Source organism: Pseudomonas aphyarum (assembly GCF_028657055.1).
GTDB classification, from domain to species: domain Bacteria; phylum Pseudomonadota; class Gammaproteobacteria; order Pseudomonadales; family Pseudomonadaceae; genus Aquipseudomonas; species Aquipseudomonas aphyarum.
On record NZ_JAMDGS010000002.1, the window covers coordinates 414,550 to 426,912 of the forward strand.

A 12,363-nucleotide genomic window follows, 5' to 3' on the forward strand; every position below is an offset into this window, starting at 1 on the left:
AGCGCCGACTCGGGAAAAAAATGCCGGGCAGGCCCGGCACAGGAAAATGGTCCCGACGCCTGTCGATGACGACAGACGCCGGGCGGTCTTGCATGAATCAGGCTTGGGTCAGTTTCGCGGCAGCACGTTCGAAGCGATCCAGACCGGCGTCGATGTCCGCGTCTTCAACCACCAGGCTCGGGGCGAAACGGATCACGTCCGGGCCAGCTTGCAGAATCATCAGGCCTTCTTGCTCAGCGGCGTTGAAGATGTCTTTGGCCTTGCCTTTCCAGGCATCGCTCAGCACGCAACCGATCAGCAGACCGAGACCACGCACCTGGGTGAACAGGCCGTATTTCTCGCCGATCTGTTGCAGGCGGGTCTTGAACTTGTCGTGCTTGGCGTTGACGCCGTTCAGCACCTCAGGGGTGTTGATCACGTCGATCACCGCTTCAGCCACGGCGCACGCCAGCGGGTTGCCGCCGTAAGTGGTGCCGTGCGTGCCGACGACCAGATGCTTGGCCAGCGCTTCGGTGGTCAGCATCGCGGCGATCGGGAAACCGCCGCCCAGGCTCTTGGCGCTGGTCAGGATGTCTGGAACCACACCGAAATGCTGGTAGGCGAACAGGTTGCCGGTACGGCCCATGCCGGTCTGCACTTCGTCGAACACCAGCAGCGCGTTGTTCGCGTCGCACAGTTCACGGGCACCTTGCAGGTAAGCCAGCTCGGCCGGCAGCACGCCGCCCTCGCCCTGGATCGGCTCCAGAACGACCGCGCAGGTCTTGTCGGAAACAGCGGCTTTCAGTGCCGCCAGATCGTTGTACGGCACGTGGGTGATGCCGGTGATTTTCGGGCCGAAACCGTCGGAGTACTTCGACTGGCCACCGACGTTCACGGTGAACAGGGTGCGGCCGTGGAAGCTGTTGAGCGCGGCGATGATTTCGTACTTCTCGGTGCCGAAACGGTCGAACGCGACACGACGGGCCAGCTTGAAGGCGGCCTCGTTGGCTTCGGCGCCGGAGTTGCAGAAGAACACGCGCTCGGCAAAGGTGGCGTCGATCAGCTTGTGTGCCAGGCGCAGGGCCGGCTCGTTGGTGAACACGTTGGACACGTGCCACAGCTTGTTCGCTTGCTCGGTCAAGGCACCGACCAGCGCCGGGTGCGCATGGCCCAATACGTTGACGGCGATGCCGCCGGCGAAGTCGATCAGCTCGCGGCCGGCCTGATCCCAGACGCGGGAACCGGCGCCACGCACCGGAATGAAAGCGGCAGGCGCGTAGTTGGGAACCATAACCTGGTCGAAATCGGCGCGTTGTACCGCAGCGTGCTCAACGGACATCGGAGTCTCCTGATGAGGGCCACTCGCCTGAAACTGGCGAGCGATGGGGGGATTGTAAGGACAGTTTTCAGCCCGGCCTTGTCGCCAAGCGACAACTTCTTATAGCGCAAACCCCGGATTTTCCCGGGTTTACGGCAATGCGACATATAGCGTCGCAAAGGCGCAGTTTAAACTGCCGCCAGCCATTTCAGCAGGCCTGCGAGCATATCAATTGCGAAGGGCTGGCCTGTCATACATATGTACCACCTGACACAGAATGCATTTTGCTCTGCTTGAGCTCTTTTTCGACGCTCAAGGACGCCAACGATGTCTGTGCCGACCGCGCTTAATCCAGCTGCGCATTATGAACCGCTGGTCAAAGCCATCCCGCAATGGCTGGGCAAAGCTTCCTCCAGACGCCGCGAGGCCCTGAAGAACCATCGACAGCCGCTCAGCACCCCGCTCAAAACCGCTCCGCGCGCGCAGCACGACGCGCTCAGAAGTGCCATTGGCAGCCAGATGACCGCGCAGAACGCCGTCGATCAAGTGCTGGACAAGGTGCAGAACCCCGCGGCCTTCGCCGAACCGATTCTCACCGCGGCCCTGAAGTCACGTTTCGCGCTGGATCTGGACGTCAGGCAAACCTTCCTGCGTCTGTACATTCCCGTCACAGCGGCTGGCATTCGCACCGGCACCCGGACCTGGACCGTGTCCTTGCTGGACGCGGCGCTGCACAACTTCGAAGTCGGGGAGACCGCCCCCGATGCCTACGCCAGCGGCTCCTCGTTCATCACTGCACCGTCCACCAGCGGGCAATTCCAGGTGCTGGCACCAATCAATGCCAAGCTCGGTATCGCAGTCTTCGCCAGTCTGTGCCGCGAACTGGACATCGGCGCGCGCTACAAAGCCTATCTGGAGGAGCAACTTGCACTGGCTGCCCCGGTCGCCGCAGCCGTGTTGCGGCACAAGGTCAACACCGCGCAACAGGCCGCTCTGCGCGCAGCGCTGAAAATGGCGCGGATGAACGGCGATATCGAACAGGCGAACCTGCAAGCGATCGAAAGTCTGCTCGATGGCAATCAAAACGTGCAGATCGATGGCCAGGCGATGCTGTGCCACGACTTGAGCATGATGTCGGTCGCCCTGACCGGAATCGTGATATTCGCCCCCGACCTGGAGCGTGCCGGTAGCGCAGTTGCCGTGGTGGCATACGTACCGGACGACCCCGAGCATCCGATCAGGCAATACAGCTCCAGCGGCGAATTCGCGACAGAACTGATCCGACAATTGCGGATGACGGACTACCAGAATTTCTTCAGCCGCTTCGTCGCCCATGAACAGCGCGGACAGCTGTTCGGCCAACTCAAGCAGCGCCTGAGCGAGATGAAATATCACCCGCCGCAGGCCGGCAGCCAATTGCCGCCCTGGCGAGAAGTCCCCATCGAAAAACCCGACCTGCAATTGACGACCACGCCCATTGCCGGCGAACTGTGGGAACAGCTCTATCAACGCAAGTTGAACAAGATCCTCAACGATGCCGCCGTGATTGCGGTCCCCACTGCCATGGTCGATCGCAATGCCCGCTGGGCGCTCTGGGACTCGTGGGTCAGGATCGCAGGCACGATCGTCGAAATCGCTTCCTTCGTGGTCCTGCCGTTCGTGCCGTTTCTCGGCGAAATGATGATGGCGTACATCAGCTATCAGTTGCTCGACGAAGTGTTCGAATCGGTCATCGACTGGGCGCAAGGGCAGACCTCCGAAGCCCGGGAACATTTCTTCTCGGCACTGGAGTCGCTGGTCCAGCTCGGCGCTTTCGGCATTGGCACCGGCATCGCCATGGCCGAACTGCCCAAGGTCTTGCCGGCCGAAGTGGTGGCGTTCATGGATCGGTTCCAGCCGGTGAAACTGCGCAACGGTAAAACCCTGTACTGGAAACCCGATTTGAAGCCATACGCGAGCAATCTGGCGCCGCCGGCAAGCGCCAGGGTCGATGCACAAGGCGTGCAGCTGCACGCAGGCAAAAGGCTGGTGCCGATCGAAGATACTCACTTCGTCGTCAACGATCACGAGCACTCCGGCAAATGGCGCATCGAACACCCCACCCGCACCGATGCCTATCAGCCGATCGTGCGGCATAACGGCGAGGGGGCGTTTCATACGGAACTGGAAAACCCGCTGCAATGGGATCGCGCCACGGTGTTGCGGCGCATCGGTCACAGCATGAAGCGTTTTACACCGACACAGCGCGAGCGGATTCTGCGCGTCAGCGGCTTCAGCGAAGACGGACTGCGCAGGATGCACCTGAATCAGGAGCGTGTACCCCCACTGCTGGGCGATACCATCGAGCGCTTCAAGATTGATCAGGCTTTGCAAACGTTCATCGAACAGATGAGCAGCAACGATCCGGCGATTTATCAAAAGGCCGATCCGTTGATCCAGCTCCAGTTGCTCAACGAACAGGGCTTGTGGACGGCCACCAGACGGCTGCGCCTGATCGATGCAGAGGACAAAACGGTCTGGCAGTCCTCGGATGACGAGCAACTGCCGCTCGCCGACATTCACCTTGAACAGCTGATTGACAGCGATCTGCTCAAGACACTGCTGTCGAGCCTCGACGAGAGCGAAATCAACACCCTGCTCAATGAAGGATTCGGACAAAAAATCGCCCTCGATGCACGCAGCCGGCAACTGCGCACCCGACTCGCGCAGATTGCCGGGCAACAGCGCCCGGCCCTGTTCGAACAACGCTATCAGTCGCGCCAGCATCGCGATGCACCGTTGGTGCAACAGGTGGCCAGACACGTGCCCGGACTGCCTGCCAGAATCACCGAAGAACTCATTCACACCGCCACCGGAACCGAGTTGCTGCAACTGGGTGAAGGCGTCCTTCCGGATCGTCAGCAGCAGCTCTCTGAAACAGCCCTGTACGAACTGCGCATCACCCGTGCCTATGAAGGCCTGGAACTCGACTCGGTGCATAACCCGGATTCCGACACACTGGCGCTTCACAGCCTGCCGCTGTTACCGGGATGGTCAAATACCGTGAGCCTCGAAGTGCGCGACCGGTCATTCGCGGGTAACAAGCTCGACACCACAGGACCCGCAGGGGCGGCAGTGGTGAAAATCCTGGTACGCCAGCCCGATGGCAACTGGCAGCCGTTCGACCAGGCCGGACAGGAACTGCACAGCCCGACGGACTTCTACACCAGTGTGCTGCAAGCCCTGCCCGACACGCAGCGTCAGGCCCTGAGCCTGCAAATCGGCGAAGGGAAAAAACTCCGACGACTCATTCGCGACAATCCTTTGCCACGCGACAACCTGCGACTCGCCCTGGAGGTCGAATCCACGCCACCCATCGCCGTCGACACACTGCGCCTGCTCGGCGCTGATGGTTACTCACGCAATCTGCCGCCCAACGACTCACCGCCCACCCTGGAAACACGGGTGCGCGATGCTTTCCCCGGCATCACACAAGAAGGCCAGCAGGCGATGGTGCTGCAGCTGCAAAACCATCCGCAGAACCCGATTGCCGAACTGTCACGCCTGCGCCTCGAATACGCTCAACTGGAAATTGACCTTGATCGATGGCAGCTCACAGAGTTACCGGTCGATCCTGCAACCGGCCAACAACTGTCTCCCGCCCGACGGGCAGCCGCGGGACGTGACCGACAACTGTTCGCGCGCGCACTGCTCAATTGCTGGCGCCGCGAGACGGCGGAGCGCTTTGGCTATCGCCTGCATTCGAGCGAGCCATTGCTGGGCGATTTGCCGGTGCTGGCGGCCGATTTCAGTCACGTCGTCAGCCTGGAGTTGAACGGCAGCGGAACGTCGGCAGGTATCGAGGCCTTTATCAGTCGTTTCCCTCGATTGTCCCGTCTCAGCCTGCAGAACTTTGACCTGCACAACTTGCCTCAAGGCCTTTCCAACCTGCACACCCTGCGCCAATTGCGGTTGCGCAACTGTGCAATCACCCTCACCGAGGGTAACCGGGCATTGCTGACTTCACTCGACAACGTGGTCGAACTGGACCTCAAAAATAACCCGCTGGGAATGAGCTTCGACCTGTCCTCCATGGCGTCGCTGACTTACCTGAACCTGTCCCGCACAGGCATTACCCAGGTGCCGGCCGGTTTGATCGGGCATGCGCAAATCAGAAGCGCGTGGCTCACCGACAACCAGATCGATACGCTTCCGGCGGCGCTGTTCGAGCTTTCAGCCACCACCGCTGCCGGGTATGACTTCTCCGGCAACCCGCTATCGGCCGCCGCGCGGGAGCAAGTGAAAACCTACTTCACCCGCACGGGGCTCAATTTCGGTGTTCGAGCCGAACAGGCTGATATTGCCCGCACCAGAGCCCTGTTTCCGGATATCGACGAGAGCCAGGCCAGCAGACTGATTTACGACCTGCCCGGCTCACTGATTCAGGGTCGCTTGCAACTGACGGCGTGGGAATCCGAGTTGGCCACGCTGAGCGCCGAACTCGCCCGCTGGACCCGGGACACCCCCGACCGGGACCCCGTCAGTGGCGCAACACTGGAGGCTAACGAGCGCTTCACCGAGCAGGATGCACGTGAAACGTTCGCAGCCACACTTCAGCGGCTGTGGCGTCAGCGCTCGAAGATTCACCCCCATGTCAGGGCCGACGTCTTGACCGTCGAAGCGTCCTTCATCGGTGACCTGCCACAGCTGAGCGCCGACTTCAGCCACATCAGTTCGCTGACCCTCAACGGCAACAAGGGGCTGCGCGGCAACGCACCGTTCCTCAGAAGCTTCCCCAGACTCAAGCGCTTGTTTGTGCGCAACAGCGAGGTTGATCAACTGGCCCGGACCCTCACTGATCTGCCGGTGCTGGAAGCGCTGGTGCTGGATAACTGTGGTGTGAGGCTCGATGCCGAGGCGCTGACGGCACTGGCCGTGCTGCCGAAACTCGAATCGCTGGAGTTGCCGGGCAATCCTCTGGGACTATTACCCGAGCTGCAAACCCTCGGTGCGCTGACCTACCTCGATCTGTCGCGCACCGGCCTGCTGGAAATCCCGCCCGGCCTGCTCGACCACCCGCGCATCAAGACCGCGATCCTCAGCGACAACCAGATCACTGAACTGCCCGAGGGTTTGTTCGAACTGTCCGCCGAGGCCGGTGACGGCTACGACCTGTCGAACAACCCGTTGAGTCTCGCCGCCCGTGAACGGATCAAACAATACAACCGCGAGACCGGCCAGGATTTCGCCGTACTCGCTGACCCGGCGGATATCGAAACCACTCAGCAGCTGTTTCCCGACCTCGATACGCAGGACGCCAGTGACGTCTTTTACAGTCTGCCGGGCTCACTGGAACAGAGCCGCAGCCAACTGCGCCACTGGCAGACAGAAATCCGTCAGCTGACCGCCGACCTCGCTCAGTGGGCGCAGGCAGGGCCAAACATTCACCCAGGCAGCGGGCAAACGCTCAACCCCCGGCAGTTGTTCGCAATGCAGAGCAACAGACAAATCTTTGCCCGACGGATCGAAGAGCTGTGGCGCTTCCGGTTTGCCGAGAAGCCCACGGAGCGAGGCAACATTTTCATGACGGACCTGCCGTTTATCGGCGAGCTACCAACCCTGTCGGCAGATTTCAGCCATATCACCCAACTGACCCTCGACGGCAACCCGACCCTGAGCGGGGTCGATGCTTTCCTTTCAGCCTTTACCGGTCTGCGCCACCTGGAACTGCATGACTTCAAACTGGGGCAACTGCCCCCGGCGTGCGAGCGCATGCCTGCACTGGAGCGATTGGTCCTGGAATATTGCGAACTGGTCATGACCGATGACACCCAGACCCGCCTGTCAGCGCTGACCCGCTTGCACTTTCTCAACCTGAGCCATAACCCGCTGGGCACCACACCGCAGTTGCAAACACTGACAGCGCTGACCCACGTGCGCTTGATCGACACCGGGATCACTCACCTGCCGGACGGTCTGGTCGAACACCCGACCCTGATCATGGCCAATTTCGAACACAACCGGATCACTGAACTGCCCGAGAGTCTGTTCAGTCTCCCGGTGCTGTCACCCAATCAATTCACATTGGGCGAAAACCCGCTGTCTGTGGCCACTCGCGAGCGGATCAAGACCAGCTACCAGCGCAATCGGCAGAATTTCGGCGTGTCGATGCCTCAGGCCGACATCGATCGCGTGCGCCTGTTATTCCCGGCGCTGGACACCGAACAGGCCAATCGCGTGCTGTACCTGCTGCCGGGCACTCTCGATCAAGGGCGCCTGCGGCTCGGCGACTGGGAAACCGAATGGCAACGGCTGGAGGACGCACTCAAGCGCTGGGCCACGGATATTCCCGAGCGCCATCCTTCCACCGGCACCGCGCTGACGGAAGACGAAAAAACCGTGGAACGCAGCGGTCGCGATCAGTGTATTCGGGATCTGCAGGCGCTCTGGCGCGAACGCTCCCGATCACGTCCTGAAATGCGATCCGACAGACTCATTCTCAACTTGCCGTTCATCGGCGAGTTGCCAGCACTCGGCGCGGATTTCAGCCATGTCACCACGCTGTCGATCACCGGCAATGCCCAACTGCGCGCTGGCGATGGTTTCCTCGGTGCCTTCACCGATCTGAAAACCCTCGAATTGCGCGATCTCGGATTGCAGCAAATACCGGATTCAATGCGCCGCATGCCTGCCCTGGAGAGCCTGGTGCTGAGCAATTGCGCAGTCGTCCTCGACGCCGAGGGCCACGCCACCCTTGCTTCGCTGACGCGCCTGAACAAACTCGACCTGTACAACAATCCATTAGGTCGCACACCGGACATCAGCGCCATGGTGGAACTGGATTATCTCGACCTGGCCGGCACCGCTATTGCCGAGGTTCCTGTCGGAATGATCAATCATCCGGAGCTGGAAATCGTCATCCTCAACAACAACCGTATCAGTGAGATCCCCGAGGAGATTTTCAGTCTGCCGGCCGACCGCGGCAACGGCTATGACTTCGGCAACAACCCGCTCGGCCCGGCCTCACGCGAGCGGGTCAAGGACTATTTCCGACGCACTGGCGGTGATCTCGGGGTGCTTGCCGAGGACGCGGATCGTGCACGGGTGCAGACGCTGTATCCCGCGCTGAACAATGAACAGGCTAGCACCTGGATCTATCGCCTGACCGGTTCCCTGGCTGATGGTCGCAGCGAAATAGCCCGCCTGGAGTCGGCCCTGAGCGAGCTGACCCGCAGCCTCGCCCACTGGAGCAGCGACATTGCGCCAGACCCGCTCAGCGGTGAAGCCTTGTCCGGCGATGCGCGCGAGTATCAGGAGCGAATGCGCGGAAAGTTCGCCGAAGCGCTGCTGACCTGCTGGCGCAACATTCCGCTTGAGGACTCAAGCCTCGAGAGTTACGGCTTCAGCTACTCGGTGAATTTCAGCGGCGAACTGCCGACGCTGGGAGCGCAATTCCTTCATGTACCCGACCTGTTTTTGACCGGTGATGGTGATTCAACGCTCGGGCGATTCCTTGAAGCATTCCCGAGTCTCGACAGCCTGGCCATTCGCCAATTCAATCTGGGCCATCTGCCCAAGGAAATTTTCACCCTCAATCGCCTGTGTGCACTGAGCCTGCCGGACTGCGAAATCCGCCTGACACCGCGCTCGGTCGCGGGACTGGCCGGCATGGACAAACTGGAAGTGCTCAACCTGCGCGCCAACCCGCTGCGACTGACTCCCGACGTCAGCAACCTGCACAGCCTGACTGACCTTGACTTGAGCGATACCGGAATCACCGAGATCCCCAGAGGGGTACTGGAAAACCTGCACTGGAACGAGCTTGACCTGTCCGGCAACGCCATCACTGAAGTACCGGAAGAACTGCTGGAAGTCCCGGCCACAGTCGGCGACCGCTACGACCTGCGCAACAATCCATTATCGGCACAGAGCCTGATGCGGATCCGCACTTACTATCACCAGACCGGAAACAGCCTGAATATCATCGGCATCGAGGGCACGCCGCGACCGCCGCACATGCCGCCTGATATGGAAATTGAAGACTGATCGAAACAACGCCATGGCAGCCGTTGCCATGGCGTGACTGACGTGGGATCAACCGCGCTCGGGCGGCACCGACGACAGTTCGAAAGGACTGCTGCTGCGCCGCTGGTTGCGGTCTTCCCGCGGCGTGGCGCCGAAGAAATTGCGATAGGCGCTGGAGAAATGCGGCCCCGAGGAGAACCCGCACGACAGGCCGATCTGGATGATCGACTTGCTGGTCTGCATCAACATCTGCCGGGCCTTGTTCAGGCGCAGTTCCAGGTAGTACTGGCTCGGCACACGGTTGAGGTATTGCTTGAAGATCCGCTCCAGCTGGCGACGGGACACGCACACGTGCTGGGCGATTTCGTCGGTGGTCAGCGGCTCTTCGATGTTGGCTTCCATCAGCAGCACCGCCTGGGTGAGCTTCGGATGGCTGGAGCCGAGTCGGTTCTGCAACGGAATGCGCTGACGCTCGCCACCTTCGCGGATGCGTTCGACCACCAGTTCTTCGGAAACCGCACCGGCCAGTTCAGCACCGTGATCACGGGCCAGCACCGCCAACAGCAAATCCAGCACCGACATGCCGCCGCACGCGGTCAGGCGATCACGATCCCAGTCGAACAGATGGCTGGTGGCGATGACTTTCGGGAAGCGCTCGGCGAAATCGTCCTGCCAGCGCCAGTGCACCGCCGCGCGGTAACCGTCGAGCAGACCGAGTTGCGCCAGCGGGTACACACCGGCCGACAGACCGCCGATCACACAACCGGCTCGCACCAGTTGCTTGAGCGCGCTGCTGAGTGCCGGCGCCAGCGTGGTCGGTGGCTCATCGGCGAGCAGGAACAGTTTCTGGAAGTTTTCGAGTTTGCCGGCCCAGGGTTCGCCGGGCAGCTGCCATTCACCTTCGGTCGGTGCTTCGGCCTGCAGGAACGACAACTCGTAAACCACGTCCGGATGCACACGCTGGGCAACACGCAAGGCCTCCTCTGCCAGCGCCAAAGTCAGAGCTTTAGTGCTGGGCCAAATCAGGAAACCAATTCGATGGGCAGTCATGGCGGGCGATCCGAAACGTAAACAGAGGGAAAAACCGAAATCGGCTGCAACCAAATTAGACCATCTGGCGCGCTGCGCAGCATGACCTAATTTGGTGCATAACGGGAGCGATTACTTGAGGCTGCCCGAGAGGAATTGTTGCAAACGTTCCGATTGCGGATTGACCAGCACTTCACGCGGGTTGCCGCTTTCTTCGACGACGCCTTTGTGCAGGAACACCAGCTGGTTCGACACTTCACGGGCGAAGCCCATTTCGTGTGTCACCACCACCATGGTCCGGCCTTCCTGAGCGAGGGCCTGCATGACTTTCAGCACGTCGCCGACCAGTTCCGGGTCGAGGGCCGAAGTCGGTTCGTCGAACAGCATCACTTCCGGTTCCATCGCCAACGCACGGGCGATCGCCACACGCTGCTGCTCGCCACCGGACATGTGCCCCGGGAACGCATCCTTACGATGAGCCACGCCAACCTTGTTCAGGTAGTGCTCGGCTTTCTCGCGGGCTTCGGCCTTGGACACGCCCAGCACGTGAACCGGCGCTTCCATGATGTTTTCCAGCGCGGTCATGTGCGACCACAGGTTGAAGTGCTGGAACACCATCGACAGGCGCGAACGCATGCGTTGCAGCTGTTTCGGATCAGCGGCTTTCAGCGCGCCGTCCTTGTTCGCCACCAGCTTCAACTCTTCGTTGTTGAGCAGGATCTTGCCCGCGTGCGGCTGCTCGAGCAGGTTGATGCAGCGCAGGAAAGTACTTTTGCCGGAGCCACTGGAGCCGATGATGCTGATCACATCGCCGGCGGCCGCTTTCAGGGAAACGCCCTTGAGCACTTCGTGACTGCCATAGCGTTTATGCAGGTCTTGGACTTCAAGTTTGTACATGCGGTCGGTTCTCACAAAAACAGTCAGTCGTTGAGCAAAGGGCCGTCGCGCAGCGCATCGCGCCCCGCCACTTTGGCCAGCCAGAAACCGGGTTGGGCGTAACGCAGCCGCTCAATGGCAAACAGCACCCCGGACGTACCAGCACACACCGTGCTGACCCGATCCGACAGCGGATCGATCACTTCGAAAATCTTGTCACCGGCTTCAACCCACTCGCCGGGCTTGCGCAGAAAACTCACCACGCCGGGATGCGGCGGCAGGAGCAATTCAGTGCCCTCGAACGGCATGCCTTCGCACGGTTCGTGCGCCGCGCTTGGCCACTCGCCACGGATCAGTCCCTGCTCGGCGAGGAACGCCAGAATGCCTTCGGCCCAGGCTTCGGCCTGCGCCGGCGTGGTATCGGCCTGACCGCCGAGTTCAACGGTGGTCGCCAGACACGCCAGTGGAATCTGCGCGTCCGGGAACAGGCGCGACAGACGCAGCCACGGCAGCGAACAGGCTTCATCGAACGAGCTGCCGCCGGAATCTTCCGCCAGCAGGCCGACCTTCACATCCAGGTGCGCGGCGAGCGAACGCCACTGCGGCCAGTGCTGCGGCAAGGCGTACATGTGCAGCGCGGCTTCGCAGTCGCAATGCAAGTCCAGCACCACATCGGCGGTGGCGGCGTGTTGCAGCAGGATGCGCTGCATGCCTTGCAACTGGCTGCTGGCCTCAGGCAATGCCGCCAAATGATCGGCCATCGCCTGACGGATCAGACGGATGTTGGCGTGCGGATCATCACCGAGTTGTCCTTCAAGCGTAGCGGCCACGGGGGCGCTGAGCTCGACGAAATCACGGTTGAAATTCTTGCCGCTGCCGGCCTCGAAACGACCCTGATGGTTGCCTTGCAGCAACTGACCGAGACCCAGCGGGTTGGCCACCGGCACCAGTTCGATGACGCCGTTGAGCAGGCCCTTGGCTTCGAGTTCGCCGAGGCGTTTTTTCAGTTCCCAGGCGGTGCGCATGCCGGGCAGTTCGTCAGCGTGGAGGCTGGCCTGAATGTAGGCCTTGCGCTCGCCGCTCCCGAAGCGGAACACCGAAATCCGGCGCTCGCTGCCCAGGTGGCTCCACGGCAGAACGTGGTCGATGCGTTCCAT

5 protein-coding genes are annotated in these 12,363 nt (G+C 61.2%); 1 reads left to right on the top strand and 4 read right to left on the bottom strand.

What is annotated here, in order from left to right:
- Positions 1–97: 97 nt before the first annotated feature.
- Positions 98–1,318, bottom strand: coding sequence for an aspartate aminotransferase family protein (locus M5G18_RS03630; RefSeq protein WP_064598809.1), 1,221 nt, complete (start codon positions 1,316–1,318; stop codon positions 98–100).
- Positions 1,319–1,624: 306 nt separating this feature from the next.
- Here M5G18_RS03630 and M5G18_RS03635 point away from each other — a divergent pair, with 306 nt between their 5' ends.
- Positions 1,625–9,322 (top strand): dermonecrotic toxin domain-containing protein, encoded by a 7,698-nt coding sequence (locus M5G18_RS03635; RefSeq protein ID WP_273899355.1) that lies wholly within the window; start codon positions 1,625–1,627, stop codon positions 9,320–9,322.
- 48 nt (positions 9,323–9,370) lie between these two features.
- On the opposite strand, the gene argR is transcribed toward M5G18_RS03635, so the two are convergent.
- The 3 genes from argR to M5G18_RS03650 all read right to left on the bottom strand — a co-directional run bounded on the left by argR (position 9,371) and on the right by M5G18_RS03650 (position 12,363).
- On the bottom strand, positions 9,371–10,351 hold the full coding sequence (gene argR, locus M5G18_RS03640) for a transcriptional regulator ArgR (protein WP_085709719.1): 981 nt from the start codon (positions 10,349–10,351) through the stop codon (positions 9,371–9,373).
- A 111-nt stretch (positions 10,352–10,462) separates the two neighbouring features.
- Positions 10,463–11,227, bottom strand: coding sequence for an ABC transporter ATP-binding protein (locus M5G18_RS03645; RefSeq protein ID WP_003227281.1), 765 nt, complete (start codon positions 11,225–11,227; stop codon positions 10,463–10,465).
- 23 nt (positions 11,228–11,250) lie between these two features.
- Complete coding sequence (locus tag M5G18_RS03650) at positions 11,251–12,363, bottom strand: succinylglutamate desuccinylase/aspartoacylase family protein (RefSeq protein ID WP_179694044.1); 1,113 nt, start codon at positions 12,361–12,363, stop codon at positions 11,251–11,253.

Excerpts from the sequence above, each read along its gene's own strand:
- argR (WP_085709719.1), bottom strand. The coding sequence starts at position 10,351 with ATGACTGCCCATCGAATTGGTTTCCTGATTTGGCCCAGCACTAAAGCT.
- M5G18_RS03630 (WP_064598809.1), bottom strand. The coding sequence starts at position 1,318 with ATGTCCGTTGAGCACGCTGCGGTACAACGCGCCGATTTCGACCAGGTT.
- M5G18_RS03635 (WP_273899355.1), top strand. The coding sequence starts at position 1,625 with ATGTCTGTGCCGACCGCGCTTAATCCAGCTGCGCATTATGAACCGCTG.
- M5G18_RS03645 (WP_003227281.1), bottom strand. The coding sequence starts at position 11,227 with ATGTACAAACTTGAAGTCCAAGACCTGCATAAACGCTATGGCAGTCAC.
- M5G18_RS03650 (WP_179694044.1), bottom strand. The coding sequence starts at position 12,363 with ATGGAACGCATCGACCACGTTCTGCCGTGGAGCCACCTGGGCAGCGAG.